This is a genomic window from Rheinheimera sp. A13L (genome assembly GCF_000217935.1).
Classification (GTDB): Bacteria; Pseudomonadota; Gammaproteobacteria; order Enterobacterales; family Alteromonadaceae; genus Pararheinheimera.
On sequence record NZ_AFHI01000006.1, the window covers coordinates 12803 to 27256 of the forward strand.

At 45.7% G+C, this 14454-nt stretch carries 18 protein-coding genes; 10 read left to right on the forward strand and 8 right to left on the reverse strand.

Annotation, left to right across the window (positions count from 1 at the left end; all coding sequences use genetic code 11):
- Positions 1 to 107: 107 nt before the first annotated feature.
- The 4 genes from dinG to RHEIN_RS04035 are packed head-to-tail and all read left to right on the forward strand — an operon-like array spanning position 108 to position 4457.
- Positions 108 to 2156, forward strand: a complete 2049-nt coding sequence (dinG, locus tag RHEIN_RS04020) for an ATP-dependent DNA helicase DinG (RefSeq protein WP_008897694.1) — start codon at positions 108 to 110, stop codon at positions 2154 to 2156.
- Between the two features lie 2 nt (positions 2157 to 2158).
- Positions 2159 to 2938, forward strand: a complete 780-nt coding sequence (locus RHEIN_RS04025; protein WP_008897695.1) for a sulfite exporter TauE/SafE family protein — start codon at positions 2159 to 2161, stop codon at positions 2936 to 2938.
- Positions 2935 to 3525, forward strand: a complete 591-nt coding sequence (gene priC, locus RHEIN_RS04030; protein ID WP_008897696.1) for a primosomal replication protein PriC — start codon at positions 2935 to 2937, stop codon at positions 3523 to 3525. The genes RHEIN_RS04025 and priC overlap by 4 nt, the downstream gene beginning before the upstream one ends.
- Positions 3498 to 4457 (forward strand): histone deacetylase family protein, encoded by a 960-nt coding sequence (locus tag RHEIN_RS04035; RefSeq protein WP_008897697.1) that lies wholly within the window; start codon positions 3498 to 3500, stop codon positions 4455 to 4457. The genes priC and RHEIN_RS04035 overlap by 28 nt, the downstream gene beginning before the upstream one ends.
- Before the next feature lie 434 nt (positions 4458 to 4891).
- Here RHEIN_RS04035 and RHEIN_RS04040 read toward each other — a convergent pair whose 3' ends face one another.
- A complete protein-coding gene (locus tag RHEIN_RS04040; RefSeq protein WP_008897698.1) occupies positions 4892 to 5995 on the reverse strand; it encodes a tryptophan 2,3-dioxygenase family protein in 1104 nt (367 codons plus the stop codon).
- A 162-nt stretch (positions 5996 to 6157) separates the two neighbouring features.
- Here RHEIN_RS04040 and RHEIN_RS04045 point away from each other — a divergent pair, with 162 nt between their 5' ends.
- From RHEIN_RS04045 to RHEIN_RS04060, 4 genes are all read left to right on the forward strand, one after another.
- Positions 6158 to 6427: a late competence development ComFB family protein gene (locus RHEIN_RS04045; RefSeq protein WP_008897699.1), complete on the forward strand. Its 270-nt coding sequence runs from the start codon at positions 6158 to 6160 to the stop codon at positions 6425 to 6427.
- Positions 6414 to 6617, forward strand: a complete 204-nt coding sequence (locus tag RHEIN_RS04050) for a YbaM family protein (protein WP_040554492.1) — start codon at positions 6414 to 6416, stop codon at positions 6615 to 6617. The genes RHEIN_RS04045 and RHEIN_RS04050 overlap by 14 nt, the downstream gene beginning before the upstream one ends.
- Positions 6618 to 6641: 24 nt before the next feature.
- A complete protein-coding gene (locus RHEIN_RS04055) occupies positions 6642 to 7544 on the forward strand; it encodes a DMT family transporter (RefSeq protein WP_008897700.1) in 903 nt (300 codons plus the stop codon).
- Positions 7545 to 7627: 83 nt separating this feature from the next.
- Positions 7628 to 8413: a substrate-binding periplasmic protein gene (locus tag RHEIN_RS04060; RefSeq protein WP_008897701.1), complete on the forward strand. Its 786-nt coding sequence runs from the start codon at positions 7628 to 7630 to the stop codon at positions 8411 to 8413.
- A gap of 131 nt (positions 8414 to 8544) precedes the next feature.
- On the opposite strand, the gene RHEIN_RS04065 is transcribed toward RHEIN_RS04060, so the two are convergent.
- The 4 genes from RHEIN_RS04065 to RHEIN_RS04080 form a co-directional block, all read right to left on the reverse strand.
- The gene (locus tag RHEIN_RS04065) at positions 8545 to 9054 is read right to left on the reverse strand and encodes a DUF1993 domain-containing protein (RefSeq protein ID WP_008897702.1); all 510 of its coding nucleotides are present in this window, start codon (positions 9052 to 9054) and stop codon (positions 8545 to 8547) included.
- A 72-nt stretch (positions 9055 to 9126) separates the two neighbouring features.
- Entirely contained in the window at positions 9127 to 9570 is a 444-nt protein-coding gene (locus RHEIN_RS04070; protein WP_008897703.1) for a MarR family winged helix-turn-helix transcriptional regulator, read from the reverse strand.
- 61 nt (positions 9571 to 9631) lie between these two features.
- Positions 9632 to 10051: a nuclear transport factor 2 family protein gene (locus RHEIN_RS04075; RefSeq protein ID WP_008897704.1), complete on the reverse strand. Its 420-nt coding sequence runs from the start codon at positions 10049 to 10051 to the stop codon at positions 9632 to 9634.
- Between the two features lie 76 nt (positions 10052 to 10127).
- Positions 10128 to 10517: a cytochrome b562 gene (locus RHEIN_RS04080; protein WP_008897705.1), complete on the reverse strand. Its 390-nt coding sequence runs from the start codon at positions 10515 to 10517 to the stop codon at positions 10128 to 10130.
- 109 nt (positions 10518 to 10626) lie between these two features.
- Between RHEIN_RS04080 and RHEIN_RS04085 the strand changes: the two genes are divergently transcribed.
- Positions 10627 to 11415 carry a PhzF family phenazine biosynthesis protein gene (locus tag RHEIN_RS04085; protein ID WP_008897706.1) on the forward strand — a complete coding sequence of 263 codons (789 nt, stop codon included), beginning with the start codon at positions 10627 to 10629 and terminating at the stop codon, positions 11413 to 11415.
- Positions 11416 to 11469: 54 nt separating this feature from the next.
- On the opposite strand, the gene RHEIN_RS04090 is transcribed toward RHEIN_RS04085, so the two are convergent.
- The 3 genes from RHEIN_RS04090 to pdxR all read right to left on the reverse strand — a co-directional run bounded on the left by RHEIN_RS04090 (position 11470) and on the right by pdxR (position 13963).
- Positions 11470 to 12183, reverse strand: a complete 714-nt coding sequence (locus RHEIN_RS04090) for a hypothetical protein (RefSeq protein WP_008897707.1) — start codon at positions 12181 to 12183, stop codon at positions 11470 to 11472.
- A 134-nt stretch (positions 12184 to 12317) separates the two neighbouring features.
- The gene (locus tag RHEIN_RS21345; protein WP_008897708.1) at positions 12318 to 12449 is read right to left on the reverse strand and encodes a hypothetical protein; all 132 of its coding nucleotides are present in this window, start codon (positions 12447 to 12449) and stop codon (positions 12318 to 12320) included.
- A 74-nt stretch (positions 12450 to 12523) separates the two neighbouring features.
- Positions 12524 to 13963, reverse strand: coding sequence for a MocR-like pyridoxine biosynthesis transcription factor PdxR (gene pdxR / locus RHEIN_RS04095; RefSeq protein ID WP_008897709.1), 1440 nt, complete (start codon positions 13961 to 13963; stop codon positions 12524 to 12526).
- 90 nt (positions 13964 to 14053) lie between these two features.
- Between pdxR and RHEIN_RS04100 the strand changes: the two genes are divergently transcribed.
- On the forward strand, positions 14054 to 14449 hold the full coding sequence (locus RHEIN_RS04100) for a GNAT family N-acetyltransferase (protein ID WP_008897710.1): 396 nt from the start codon (positions 14054 to 14056) through the stop codon (positions 14447 to 14449).
- Positions 14450 to 14454: the final 5 nt, after the last annotated feature.

Below are 14454 nucleotides of genomic sequence, written 5' to 3' on the forward strand. Positions count from 1 at the left end.
TCATTTATTCGCGGCTTTGAGTGCTATTTTTTATCGTCAATATCGATATTGCGCTGAACTAAAGGCTGACTTATCATAAACCCCTGTTTTTTTATCCAGATGTTTTAATGCTTACTGATGCTTTAAAAAGCCAAATTCGTGAAATTCACCAGCAGCTGAAAAGCAATCTGACGAATTATCAGCCCCGCCCCGGTCAAAACAAGATGGTGGCTGAAATTGCCAATACATTGGCTGGCAGTTACCACAGTTATGACAGAACCTTACTAGTCGAAGCAGGCACTGGTACAGGTAAATCTCTGGCTTATTTAATGGCTGCCATTCCTTTTGCGTTAAAACAGAAAAAAACACTGGTGATAGCCACTGCTACTGTGGCTTTACAAGAACAGCTGGTGCAAAAAGATTTACCTTTTTTCCTAAAGCACAGCGGCCTTAAATTTGAATTCTGTTTAGTGAAAGGCAGGCAGCGTTACGCCTGCGTCGAAAAAATCCGCCAGCAATTGCAGCAACCTGATTTATTACCTTTATTTCAAAGTACTGCCCCAGCAGCTTTACTACAGCAGTTACTGACCAACTGGCAGCAGCGTCATTGGCTGGGAGACAGAGACAGTTTAATAGAGCCGGTAGCAGATGAACATTGGTATGCAATAGCGTCCGATCCGGCGCATTGCAGCAAAGCCAACTCAATTCACCACCACTGTCCTTTTCATTTAGCCCGGGCTGAAATAGAGGGCAGCACCGTATTGGTGGTTAATCATGCTTTGTTATTGGCTGATTTAGATGCCGGCTCACAAATATTGCCGGAACCTGCGGATTGTATTTATGTGATAGATGAGGCCCATCATCTGCCCGACAGTGGCCGTGATTTTTTTTCCGCTTATGCGCCTTTGAGTTTCCCGGCGCAGTATCTGGAAAAACTGAAAAAAACCACCCAGCAGTTAGCTGGCATTTTGCCGCAACATGGTGCTATGACCGAAGTGTTGAAACTGGATGAACTTGCGACTGATTTTTTAAAACAGCTTAAACCTGTGCAACATCAGATTGAACTGAATCAGCATAACTGGTTTACCAAAGAGCCCCATTACCGTTTTGCCGACGCAGTATTACCAGAGACTTTTGCTTCTCATGCCGATCAACTGGCCGAATTAAGTGGTAAAGCTTTATCTTGTGTAGAAAAATTACAACAATTTTTATCCGAAGCTACGACAGAACATAAAGTAGCCACCAAACTGGTGCTGCCTCTGCAATTTGAACTTACGGCGATAGAACACAGATTTGAACAGCAGTCTGAACTCTGGCGGCTGTATTCAGTGCCACAACAAAAACATGTGAATCAGGCACGTTGGGTGGCTATGGACAGAGATAATCAACTCAGCAGCGCTTATGCCAGCCCTTTGTCAGTCAGTTTTTTGCTGGACGACTTATTATTTAGTCAGGCTTTTGCCACTGTGCTTTGTTCCGCCACTTTAACCACGCTGAACAGTTTCGACTATATCAAACAGGAATTAGGCCTTGCTCAGCACCCAGGCTTAAAAACACTAAAAGTCGACTCGCCTTTTGATTATCAAAACAAAGCCAGTTTGTTGTTGCCCAAAATGCAAACCGACCCCAGCAGTGATGCATTTACTGACGAATTGATCGATAAATTACCAAAATACCTGGATAAAAAAGCCGGTAACCTGCTGCTGTTCGCTTCGTATTGGCAAATGCAAAAAGTAGTCGAAGCTTTGCGAGCGAAAGGCTGGTCTTTTTTAGTGCAAGGCGAGGCTTCCCGTCAGTCGTTGCTGGAGCTTCATAGCCTGAAAGTAAAAGCAGGTGAAGGCAGTATCTTATGCGGCACTCAAAGTTTTTCTGAAGGTCTGGATTTACCCGGCGCTTTATTAACCAATCTGGTGATCACTAAATTGCCTTTTGCTGTGCCCTCCTCGCCTTTGGAAGAAGCTTTATCTGAAGCAATCACCAAACGAGGTGGCAATCCGTTTTTACAAATGACAGTACCAGCCACAGCACGAAAACTGGTGCAGGCCTGTGGTAGACTGCTACGCCAGGAACAAGACCATGGCCGTATTGTGATTTTAGACAGGCGCTTAGTCACCAAAACTTATGGCAAGGCCATGCTAAAAGCATTACCTCCCTTTTCACAGACAATTGAAGACTAAAAATGGAATTAGGTTTAGAACTCTGGGTCGTCGCCGCTTTATGTGTTGTGGCTTTAGTAGCTGGTTTTATTGATGCAATAGCCGGAGGCGGAGGTTTATTAACTGTACCTGCGTTGTTGACCGCAGGTTTACCGCCTCATCTGGTATTAGGCACCAATAAACTGGCTGCTACTTTTGGCTCCATTACCGCTTCAGTCACCTATTATAGACGCAGGCTTTTTGACCCTGCATTTTGGCGTACAGCGTTGATATTCACCGCTATTGGTGCTGTTTGTGGCACTTTAGTGGTGGATTTAATCAGCAAAGAATGGCTGGAACGTATTATTCCGTTTTTTATTGTGATAGCCGCTTTATACAGTTTATTTGCAAAAATGCAGCCGGATGATCAGCTTACTTTACCAGAGCAGACCCCCAACCATTTCTGGCAACAACGCGCTCAGGGTTTTACTTTAGGTTTTTATGATGGTTTGGCAGGCCCTGGCACTGGCGCTTTCTGGATGGTGTCGACCATGGCGCTGTATAAAATCAATTTACTGCTGACCAGCGGTGTAGCCCGTTCAATGAACTGTGTCAGTAATGTATTTGCGCTTGTGACTTTTGCCTGGCTTGGTCATATTTATTGGGCATTAGGGCTGGCAATGGGGGCCTGTTTAATGCTTGGGTCCTATTTTGGTGCCCGTTCAGCGATTCGTTTTGGCAGTAAGTTTATCAGGCCGATATTTTTAACTATGGTATTAGCTATTACCGCCCGCTTGTTATGGCAAGCCTGGAGCAATGGATGAAAGACTTATTGGCTGCGCTTGAGCAACAACTCAAACAGCTGACCCAACAAGCCAAAGCAATAGATGGTAAACAAAGCAGCTGGCAACAAAAAGCCTGGTTTGACAGCGACTTGTTTCAATCCCATTCGCCTTTTTTAACCGACTATGTGCTGGAAGCCGAAGCTATGCTAAAACGCTTAAAGCTCAGCACTGAGCAGCGCACCAGCTCAGCTCAGGCCTTAGCGGCTAAACTCAGCGCACAAATTCAGGCATTAAGCCGGGCTTTTCAAACCAAAGATTTACGTTATTTACCTGGTAAAGGCAAAAAACGCCCTGCATCCCCTAACGCGTCAGAGCAAGCTCAGGCTATGGTAGGGCAATTGCGCCGCTCTACTCAGGAATTGTATCAGCAACTGTCCGAATATCAGGGCTTTGAGCGACGTTTATTGGATATGCTTGAACTGGAACAACGCCAGTTGTCCGGTGGATCAGCAGATACCAGCGCCGACAGAGTGCTGGCTATTCATGCCCGTTTAGGCCGTTGCCGTAAAGCCTTAAGCGAATTAGAGGTAGAAATTCAGTGGTCCGAACAAAACCGCCGGGGCTGATTTATCACCCTATTTACAGTCAACTGGAACTGCCCTTTAAACACCGTTACCCCATAGGTAAATATCAGGCTTTGTATCAGGCCTTATTAGAGTTGGGTGTGCCTGTTGATCAGTTCACTTCATCTCAAATCGCAACTACAGATCAGCTAGGCTCAGTGCATGACCCCTTCTATACAAAGCAACTGATTTCTGGTCAGTTGGACGCAAAAGCTATGCGCCGTATAGGCTTCCCCTGGTCAGAACAATTAGTAACACGCTCTTTAACTTCGGTTGGTGGCACAGTGCAAACAGTGCAGCTGGCGTTACAACAAGGGCTGGCTTTGCATTTAAGTGGAGGTTATCACCATGCTTTTGTCGGCGAAGGCAGTGGTTTTTGTTTATTTAATGATTTAGCAGTAGCTGCCCGTTATGCCTTAACTCAGGGTGTGGACAAAGTGCTGATTTTTGATTGTGATGTGCATCAGGGCGACGGCACTGCCGCCATTTTTTCCGATGAACCCGCTATTATCACAGCCTCTTTACATGGCGAAAAAAACTTTCCGGCCCGCAAACAGCAGTCCAGTTGGGATCTTGGCTTACCAACCGCCTGTACTGATGGAGAGTATCTGGCTGCAGTAAAGCAAAGCCTGGAGTATTTATTACGTATTCATCAGCCCGATTTAGTGATTTTTGACGCGGGTATAGATATTCATCAGCAAGACGATTTGGGGTTGTTGCATATCAGCACTGCTGGAGTGGCAGAGCGCGACTGGTATGTATTAAACGAATGCCACAAGCGCGAAATTCCGGTTGCAGCTGTGATTGGTGGGGGTTATCAGCGTGATCTCGATGCCTTAACTCAAATCCATTTACAGCTGTTTTATGCGGCCTTTAAAGTCAGCGGTTTGTCCTTGCCAAATACAAACCGTTGGTTTCATGCTTTACGTGCTTGAAACAAGGTAGGGTGGATTCGCCACAGGCAATCCGCCATAAGTTGATGGGGTGCGCACTGTGGTGCTGTAGCGTAATGGTGCAATGTCACTTCGCGTCGATTGCACCCTACATCATGCCCTTCGTGCTTGAAACAAAGTAGGGTGGATTCGCCGCAGGCAATCCGCCATAAGTTGAAGGAGTGCGCATTGGTGCTGTGGCGCAATGTCGCTTCGCGTTGATTGCACCCTACATCATGCCCTTCGTACTTGAAGCGAGGTAGGGTGGATTTGCCACAGGCAATCCGCCATAAGTTGATTGCGTGCGCATTGGTGCTGTGGCGTCATGGCGCAATGTCGCTTCGCGTCGATTGCACCCTACCCTGCAGGCTGTAACAAAACCCGATAGAGATTTGTTTGGAATTTAAGACGGGCGGGGATAACCCCCACCCTACAATTTAAATCTGCTGGGCGCCAGCGAAATAAAATCCCAGTTGTTTACGCACTGTCAGAGGCAAATCCGGCAAATCCGATTTTGGCAGCAGGAAAGTTGCCATGTGGAACAAATCGGTAAAGATGCGGTTTTTTTCTGTGGTGCGTTTTAAATAATCATGACCTGAAGATCCGCCAGTACCAATTTTAGTCCCCAGCATACGCTGCACCATCATGGCATGTTTGTAGCGCCAGATGGTCATGTTTTCATCAATTTCAGTCAGACAGGTTAAGACCTGAAATGGCAGGTTAAACACAGGTTCTTCCTGATACAAAGTGATAAACAAAGCAGCCAGCATAGCGCGCTGACTTAAACGGAAGCTGCCTTGCTGTTGCAGTTCAGCATATTTGTCTTTATCCAGCAAAGCAGCAAACTTGGCTCTGGTGTTGACGATTTCTCTGAGCTGCAGTTCGCGTTCATGTTCGGCAATTTGTTCAATAGCCAAGACAGTGCTTTCATCTTCGTTCAGCATTTTTTCAGTTGCTTGCTGGTACATCTGCCAGAAACTGAAATCACCAAATTGCAAAAATGGCATACGTTCCAGCCACTTTTCCACTTGCTCAAACAAACTCGGCTGAGTTTCCAGTCCTTCTAAAAAGCTCCGGTCTTTTTCATTTAAACGGCTGTAAAAAGAGTTTTTATCAAAGTCGATGCGGTATTCACTTTTTAAACCCAGACCAATTTCCAGCATCTTAAACTGCACGCTTTGAAAACCAGAGGCAGGCACCAGGTAGTCGCGGAATGACATAAAATCCTGAGGCGTCATGGTTTCCATCACCCCAATTTGCTGGTTCATCAGTTGCTGAATGGTAATAACCCGCTTGAGTTTATGCACTACCCCTGTCAGTTGCTGATCTTTCACTTCATCTGCAGCAAAGACGCCAAGCACGGCTTTGAGTTCATGCAGCACTTGTTTAAACCATAATTCGTACACCTGATGCACCACAATAAACAGGGTTTCATCATGGGCTTCATTGGCATACTTTGCACTTTCAGGCGCCTGGGCTGTTAAAATTTTGTCCAGTTGCAGGTAGTCACCGTAGTAACAAGGGGTTGTATTCTTTTGCATTTTTTTAATCTTAGGCCATAGCCTGTTGTTTTGACCGCTGTATTCTATCAGCACAACCTGAAGTTCACAGCAGTCAGTAGCGTTTTATGTTCGAACTGATTATGCTTAGGCAGAAGTCATAAGCGGCCAGAACATAAAGTTCAGCCACACAAGGAGTAACAGATGAAGTTAGATGACGATATCCATAATTATTACGAAAAACTTCTGTTGGACCATCTGGTTGAGTTACGTTTAGATGATGAGCACGACACCGAATATTTGGCTGACTTATGCTGCATAGTACTGAATCTTTTGCCGCCTAAGTATATTCGTTATGAAGTAGATATGGCCTTTTATCTGCCTCAGACTGAACGTTTTGAAATGATCATGAAAGTGCGTGAAGCTGTTGCCAAGGCCAAAGGTTTTTTAGACACCCAACGTGACAAAAACTAAGCACCCTGCTTTATCAGAAGCACCACTTGAGGTGCAATTGGCTGTAGAACTGATCCTGTTGTTGGAGCAACAGGATTTGCCAGCCCACACTGTGCTTGCCGCCCTTGACATAGTGCAGCGTGATTTTAAAAAGAAAGCACAAAGTGATTTTCGCACTACATTAACCAAAACTTCGGCAGAGACTGATTAAATACCGCAGTTTTAATGAGGCTTTATGCTGACCCATTCTATTACCCTGTATCTGGCGACAGTGCTGATTTGGGGTTCTACTTTTTTTGCCATTAAGTTTCAACTCGGCGATGTGCCGGAAATGTGGTCTATTGCCTATCGTTTTGGTTTAGCGGCTCTATTGCTATGGTTCTGGTGTTTATGGCGTAAATTGCCGCTGCGCTTTAGCCGTCGTCAGCATGGCTGGATGGCGCTGCAAGGTTTGTTTTTATTTTGCTTAAACTACTTGCTGATTTATCTGGCCACTTCTGATTTAACCAGTGGTCTTATTGCTGTGGTGTTTTCCAGTATAGTGTTGATGAACATCCTCAATGGTGCCTTGTTTTTTGGCCGACCTGTGGACACAAAAACTTTGCTGGGGGCCTTGTTAGGTATTTTGGGTATAGCTTTTGTATTCTGGCCAGAGATAGCAGGGCTGGAAAGTAATGGTTCTGCTTTTTGGGGTTTAGTGCTCAGTATTGTCGGCACTTACATCGCCTCGCTTGGCAATATGCTGTCCTCCAAAAACCAGCAACAACATTTACCTGTAGTTCAGACTAATGTCTTTGGTATGGCTTATGGCGCTGGCATGATGGCCCTATTGGCTTTAACACAAGGCATTATGCCGGTCTTTACTATGTCAGCCAGTTTTAGCCTGTCCTTGCTGTATTTGTCCTTGTTTGGATCTGTACTGGCTTTTGGTGCCTATTTAACTTTGGTAGGCCGCATAGGCCCGGCAAAAGCGGCCTATACTATGGTGTTATTCCCTATTGTTGCTTTAGGTATTTCCACCTGGTTTGAAAACTACCACTGGAGCTGGTCAGCTCTTATTGGTGTTTGTATTGTGGCTTTGGGCAATTTAATTATTTTGTTGCCAGCGGCGAAATTAAAACGCCTTGTCCGTCTTTGATCACTTGTGGAAACTCTTTGTTGCCAGCACTGTGAAACCTGACTATACCTAACACAGTGTTTCTTAATCAGAGAAAGCTGACCATGCGATGGATTGTGGGTGTGTTTTTCTTTTTTGCCAGTTTCTCTGTTCAAAGTCAGGCGTTGCGCATCATCACAGTGGTGGAACCTCCGGCCAGTTATCTGGATAGCCACGGCCAGCTGACAGGTTTTTCTGTTGAGGTGGTACAAGCTATTCAACGCAGCCTGAATGACAAAACTAAAATAGAAGTTATGCCTGAAGCCCGTGCTATTCATATTGCCCGCACACAACCTAATGTCCTGCTGTTCAGCTTTTCCAAAACAGAACAAAGGGAACAAGAGTTTTATTGGATTGGACAGCTGGTTGTTAAAAGCTGGTCAGCCTATGCTCTGAGTTCAAATTCTGTGCAAATTAAAACGCTGGATCAATTGCGGAAGGTCAAAGCCATAGGTGTGGTTCGGGGGGATATCAGAGAAGAATGGTTACTGGAACAAGACTTTAACAACCTGCATCCTTCAGTCAACCATCAACAAAATATTCAAAGATTGCGCTCAGGCCGGCTGGATTTAATCGCTTACGAAAGTCAGGGAATTCAGCATTTGTTGTGGGAAGAAGGCTTGAACGCAGATGATATTAAAGCCGTGTATACACTCAGAACGTCAGAGGTTTACCTGCTGATGTCTAAATCAGGCACAGATCCAAAACTGATGCAAAGCTGGACATTAGCTGCAGAAAAATTCCGGAAAAATGGTCAACAACAGTTTATTGCGGAAAAATGGCAGCTGATTTTAAAGCAATACCACAATATTAATACCGAAGCTCGCGACGGTATTTTGTACTTCGAGTAAGCCAAACTCCTCCGTACTTAAAACCACCGTTTTGTTGGCTTCATGCAATAGCTCTGTGCAGAATTGAACGAAGACGGGCGGGTACCGCAGGGGCTGGGCTTGTCCCTGCCCTTTACCCGCCCCTACATGACCTAGATCTGACCCATATAGTCTTTTTTACCTACTTCAACACCATTGTGACGCAACAAAGCGTAACTGGTCGTCACATGGAAATAAAACTGTGGCAAGCCATATTGAGCTAAATACTGACTACCGGTAAAACGTTTTTCTTTTGGTGTGCCAGCACGCAATACAATTTCTTTTTCTGCTGCATTGGCAAATTGCTCTGCACTTAAGGTATCAAGGAAAGCCAGAGTTTTATCCAGACGTTGCTGCAGTTCAGCAAAAGTCTGCTCAGTGTCTTCATACCCCGGAACTTCAACACCAGCTAAACGGGCAGACACACTTTTAGCAAAATCGGCGGCAATTTGTACCTGACGCAGCAGCGGAAACATATCAGGGTATAAACGCGATTGCAGCAGCACTGCATCGGCTAAATCTTTTTGCTGGCTGAATTTTTCAGCTTTAACCAATAAGTCTTTTAAACTGGTGAGGAACTGTTTAAAGACCGGAACTGACGCGCTGTAAAAAGATAAACTCATGCTTTTTGCCTCATTGAAACCATCCTGCCCTTTGCAAGGATCTGATGACTGAAATGGGGATGCGAAAACCTATTACAAGGCTTCGAGTTGCTGAAATAACAAATCACAGTTGCGTTTTAACTGCTGCAACTGTTCTAACGGCAAACCTGATTGCTGAAAAATAGTTTTTGGGATATGACTGGCCTGAGCCTTTAACAACTGTCCCTGCTCAGTCAGGCGGATCTGCACTACCCGCTCATCCTGCTGGCTGCGGGTTCTGCTGACGAAGCCTTTGTTTTCCAGCCGTTTTAACAAAGGCGTTAAAGTGCCTGAGTCCAGATGCAGTTTTTCACCTAAATCTTTGACATTGAGTTCAGGTTGCTGCCACAACACCAGCATGGCCAGATACTGCGGATAGGTCAGATCCAAAGGGTCCAGCAATAAGCGGTAACTGCGCACCAGCCGGTGACTGGCGCTGTAAAGTGAAAAACACAGCTGTTTTTCTAATACTAAATAATCGTCGTTTTCTGGGGTCATCAGATAGCCGGACTCAATTGAATTGTGTGCAATATACTTCAATCCGGCCTGAAAAAGCCAGTTAAGGCAAACGTGAAGAATGCGATGCCTGTAGCTGCCATTGGTTATTCTGATAAAACCAGACCCGGGTAAAGCGGAATTCGCCCTGCCAGGCTTTACCTGCTGAAATGCCTTGCTGCTTAGTGCGTCCTGTTACTAAAGCTGTATTCTCAAAACAGCGGATCTGCACATCAAAGTTTTCAATTTGAGTGTTTACTCTGTTGCTGCTGGCTAAATCCTGTAAATAACTTTGTTTATCTTCCACTCTGCCATCGGAGTGAGTCAGTACAAAGTTGTCGGACAACAAAGGAGCCAAAGCTTTTACATCAGAATGCAAACGGAACTGGTTCCATTGTTGATCGGTGCTGCTATCAAACTGGCCTGGGCAGGAAGCCCACGCCATGCCGGAACAACATAAAAAAACCATAGCTACACAACGCATAATCAACCCTCCTGGATAAAAAACATCAGTTTGTCGCCATTTGCAGAAAAAATCTGTGATGAATTGTCAGCACTGCTTAGCCAAAAATCAGCTGCCAGAAGCTGGGTTTACGATGTTTATGGTATTTTTTCCGCAGTTCATCCATCTTCAGCAGTTGCTGCTTCGCCCCTTCCAAATCCTGCTGCGCTAATAACAATTGGGCCTGATCCACTTCAACAGCCAGTTCTTTTAAACCTTGCTGATACAGCTCTGCTTTGTCCGCCTGAAATTTGCCTTGCTGGGCTTGCTGCAATTGAGTTTCAAAACTGGCTAATGCCAGCGTCATCTGCTCCACCGACTGCGCTTCTTTAGCTTGTTTAAAGTTCAGCGCCATTTGCTTCATGGTTTTTTCCATATCCACATCATTCGCAAAAGCAAAGCCACAAAACAACAAGCCTGTTATCACCACAGAAATTACCGTTTTCATCAAGAATCCTCAAAAAAATGCTGAGGTATTATAAGCAAGTTCAGTCTTTCTGCTGTGTATTTCTGAGCTATGATGCAGCAACTTAAGGTTAGACAGAGGAATGACGCCTATGAAACTTCCGATTTATCAGGTAGATGCTTTTACCGATCAGCTATTTAAAGGCAATTATGCCGCCGTTGTGCCTTTGCAACAGGCCATTAGTGATGAACTGATGCAACAGATCGCCACCGAAAATAACTTATCTGAAACCGCCTTTGTATTGCCTTTGGCGAAAGATCATTATCAGATCCGCTGGTTTTCTCCTGTCACTGAAATTGATTTTTGTGGTCATGCCACCTTAGCTGCAGCTTTTGTATTATTTGCTCAAAGCAACAGTACCATCCTTAGCTTCAGTACCCTGGAAGTAGGCGATTTAGTGGTAAGCCAACAAGCTGATGGCTGGATCCAAATGGATTTTCCTAAGCGCCCTGCCAGCCCGGTCACAGCGCCAGATGCCTTGATGACAGGATTATCTATAACTCCGACTTTGGTGTTGCAAAGTGCGCAGGCTTATTTTGCGATTTATACCGATGAAGAGCAGGTAAAGCAGCTATCGACCAACAGCCATGAACTGAAAAAGTTGGCACCTTATGATGTGGTGGCCACGGCGCCGGGCACAGATTACGACTTTGTTTCACGTTATTTCTGGCCTGCCAATGGCGGTGATGAAGATCCGGTAACAGGTTCCATTCATGCGGGTTTAGTGCCGTATTGGGCAGAACAGCTTGGTAAAACTCAGTTAATGGCCTGTCAGTCATCGGCACGAGGCGGTGTATTACGCTGTGAATTGGCGGGTGAAAGAGTACTGGTTTCGGGTCAGGCCAAACTCTATTTACAGGGTGAGATTTTTTTAGCTTAACCTGTCATTTTGATAGTAAGAGGCAGACAACTCTGCCCCTTATTATTGTTTTAATCAAATCGCAGGAATAAAACTACTTAATAAACCTATCAGGCCACCAAAGACGCCGCCCCAGACTACCAACCAGCCTAAATGCTGACGGATCATCTGCTGCACTATGTCTTTCACCATTTGAGGTGTCAGCTCAGCTAAACGAGCCTCGACTACAGCGGCAATTTTAGGTTGCAACAAATCAATAGTATCGCCTTGGTGCAACTGATTTTTAAGTTGTTGTTGTACTTCAGGGCTGTCTGCCAGCTCGATTAAAGAACGGCTCAGGTTTTCGATAAAAGGCTCTTTTAACGGCACTAACATCTGAGCACCACCAAACATCGCCAGCATTCCACCTAAAGAAGATTTTTGGACTGTCTCCAGTAAGGCATCAAAAGCGGGTGATAAGTCGATGGCTTCAATCACAGGTGCCAGTTTTAAGCTGACTGCGTCTTGCTCATGTTGCTCAGCAAGCAAACGCTGCAGATTTTCTTTGCTGAAAAACTGCCCCATGATCAGATCATAAATACCTTGTTTGAACTCGCTGAAACGCGCAGGTATGACCCCAGACCCGTACAAGAAAGGCACTTTTTCAAACAACATATGAATAGCCAGCCAGTTGGTCACAGCACCGGAAAAGGCAAACAGACCAATAGCCCATAACCATGGCAAGGCGAAAATCCAGCCAGCAGCCATCAGTACTAAAGACAACAGATTGGTTAAAAGACTTTTATTCATCAGAACTCCATACAAACAGCGGAAATGGCAGCGATTGTAATCAGTGTACAGAAGAACAACAAGATCAGGATCTTAATGCCTGCAGATGAAGGCGCTGCGGCCTGATCCAGAGATCTGTGGCCTACGCCAGAGTATCAACCAGGGATCACAGCAAAACTTTCAAGCAGTAATACAAAAGCACCAGTCAGTACAACGGCAAAGCCCAGCCATTGCCGAATAGTTTTAAGCAGTTTGTTGGGTGTATTTTGTGGCTTGGGTTCTGTCATCTGGTGTATAGGCTCAGTAAAAAACTCAGATGATAATAATTCCCATTTGCAATTTAATCAATGATTTCTGCTTTTCAGACTTTTTTATACGAAGGCAGCAAGCGCGCAATAAACTGTACACCTGACCGTAGTTGCTGCTCTGAACTGTTGGCTAAGCCTATCACCAGGCCAGTACGCGCAGGCCCTGCAAATACATAACGGCTCAAAGGCTGTACTCTGTAGCCTGCTTTTAATAATTCGGCCGTTAACTGCTGATCTGCCACTTCATAAGGAAACTCAAGACTGATATGTAAACCGGCATAACGGGCGTGTAGCTTCGCCTCTGGCAGAAACTCTGCAAGAAGTTGCAGGAAAAACTGTTGTTTGTGCTGGTACAGCTGGCGCATTTTTCGCAAATGCCGGCCAAAATGCCCTTCAAGCATAAAATCTGCCGTCACCGCCTGAGGCAATAAAGCCACGTCGCCATACAAAGCCTGTAATAAAGCGGCCGCTTTAGCGGCCCAAAGTTTGGGTAACACCAGATAACCTAAACGCAAAGCAGGAAATAAGGTTTTACTAAAGGAGCCGACATAGATCACCCCTTGCCCTTGTGCCAGGCCCTGCAAGCTGGCAATAGGTCTGTGTTTAAACTGGAATTCACTGTCGTAGTCGTCTTCGACCAAAACACAGTGCTGCTGTCTGGCCCATTCAAGTAAATGCAACCTTTCTGACAGCGGCATAATACCGCCCATAGGGTACTGGTGGGCCGGAGTCACAAACAAGGCTTTACAGCCGTTCAGGCGAGGGAGATCAGCAGTGGCAAGCCCGCTGTCTGAACTGGCATCAATATAATGAATATCGGCTTCAGATAACTGCAAGGCCTGACGTAAACGGGGATAACCAGGCGATTCCATCGCCACTTTATCCCCTGCCTGACTCACCAGCTTAGTGGCAATAAACAAAGCAGCCTGAGCGCCTGGTGTGATCACAATACAATCTTCATCACAAAGCACCTGACGGGACTGGCGTAAATAATGATTAAGCGCCTGGCGCAGTGGTAAATACCCCATCGCATCCGCCATACCGGCTAAAGCACTTCTGCCACTGTGACCTTGGGTTAACTTTTGCCACAAGGCAAAAGGAAAGGCCGATAAGTCTGGCACTCCGGTTTGCAGCAAACCCGAAGCTGGCCCGGTTTTAGCTGTAACCCCATAGTCAAATACTGTGATTTGAGCCGGTGCCAGCGCCACTTGTGCATGTTCGCTTGCCTGAAAAAATTGATCCGGAGCCACAGCCACCACCTGATAACCCCGGCCTGGTTGGCCCAACAAATAACCTTCGGCCACCAGCTGTTGCAACACCTGATTGACAGTATTGCGGCTTAACTTTAAATCCAGAGCTAATTGACGGCTGGAGGGCAATAAGGCCTCTGCAGGCCACTGCGAAGTCAGCAGCTTTTCGCGTAATGCCTGATACAACTGCTGTTGCAGGGAGCCTTCACCAGACAGAAAAAAACTTCCAAGTTCTATACGCAAACTGGATCTCTCACTTTAACAAAACTGGCACTTCCTATAGAACCAGTTTAGCGATAAAACAGCGTCTTCTACAAGCGAAGAGGAATGTATATGCTGAGTTATCAGGTGGAATCCAGTTTTGATTTAGAAGAAATGCTGACTTTGTATAAAGCCTCTGGCATCAACAGGCCCACAGAGGATAAAAGCCGGATGGCAACCCTGCTGTCCAGCGCGAATTTACTGCTGACAGCGCGGCAAAACGGTCAATTGGTGGGCTTAGCCCGCTGCATGACAGACAAAGCATGGGTGGTTTATATCTGCGATTTGTTGGTCGATAAAAGCCTGCAACAACAAGGCATAGGTAAAGAGTTGTTACGTCAGGTGCAAGTAGTCACAGGGCCACAAGTGCAGCAGTTATTGCATAGCGCCGAAAGTGCGATGAGTTATTACCCCAAAGTGGGTTATCAGTTATGCCACAATGCTTTTGTCGTCAAAAGGGAAAGCTAAAACAC

What these genes read in the sequence shown, in the direction of transcription:
- dinG (WP_008897694.1), top strand. Translation starts at nt 108, where the DNA reads ATGCTTACTGATGCTTTAAAAAGCCAAATTCGTGAAATTCACCAGCAG.
- RHEIN_RS04025 (WP_008897695.1), top strand. Translation starts at nt 2,159, where the DNA reads ATGGAATTAGGTTTAGAACTCTGGGTCGTCGCCGCTTTATGTGTTGTG.
- priC (WP_008897696.1), top strand. Translation starts at nt 2,935, where the DNA reads ATGAAAGACTTATTGGCTGCGCTTGAGCAACAACTCAAACAGCTGACC.
- RHEIN_RS04040 (WP_008897698.1), bottom strand. Translation starts at nt 5,995, where the DNA reads ATGCAAAAGAATACAACCCCTTGTTACTACGGTGACTACCTGCAACTG.
- RHEIN_RS04045 (WP_008897699.1), top strand. Translation starts at nt 6,158, where the DNA reads ATGAAGTTAGATGACGATATCCATAATTATTACGAAAAACTTCTGTTG.
- RHEIN_RS04055 (WP_008897700.1), top strand. Translation starts at nt 6,642, where the DNA reads ATGCTGACCCATTCTATTACCCTGTATCTGGCGACAGTGCTGATTTGG.
- RHEIN_RS04060 (WP_008897701.1), top strand. Translation starts at nt 7,628, where the DNA reads ATGCGATGGATTGTGGGTGTGTTTTTCTTTTTTGCCAGTTTCTCTGTT.
- RHEIN_RS04065 (WP_008897702.1), bottom strand. Translation starts at nt 9,054, where the DNA reads ATGAGTTTATCTTTTTACAGCGCGTCAGTTCCGGTCTTTAAACAGTTC.
- RHEIN_RS04070 (WP_008897703.1), bottom strand. Translation starts at nt 9,570, where the DNA reads ATGACCCCAGAAAACGACGATTATTTAGTATTAGAAAAACAGCTGTGT.
- RHEIN_RS04075 (WP_008897704.1), bottom strand. Translation starts at nt 10,051, where the DNA reads ATGCGTTGTGTAGCTATGGTTTTTTTATGTTGTTCCGGCATGGCGTGG.
- RHEIN_RS04080 (WP_008897705.1), bottom strand. Translation starts at nt 10,517, where the DNA reads ATGAAAACGGTAATTTCTGTGGTGATAACAGGCTTGTTGTTTTGTGGC.
- RHEIN_RS04085 (WP_008897706.1), top strand. Translation starts at nt 10,627, where the DNA reads ATGAAACTTCCGATTTATCAGGTAGATGCTTTTACCGATCAGCTATTT.
- RHEIN_RS04090 (WP_008897707.1), bottom strand. Translation starts at nt 12,183, where the DNA reads ATGAATAAAAGTCTTTTAACCAATCTGTTGTCTTTAGTACTGATGGCT.
- RHEIN_RS21345 (WP_008897708.1), bottom strand. Translation starts at nt 12,449, where the DNA reads ATGACAGAACCCAAGCCACAAAATACACCCAACAAACTGCTTAAAACT.
- RHEIN_RS04100 (WP_008897710.1), top strand. Translation starts at nt 14,054, where the DNA reads ATGCTGAGTTATCAGGTGGAATCCAGTTTTGATTTAGAAGAAATGCTG.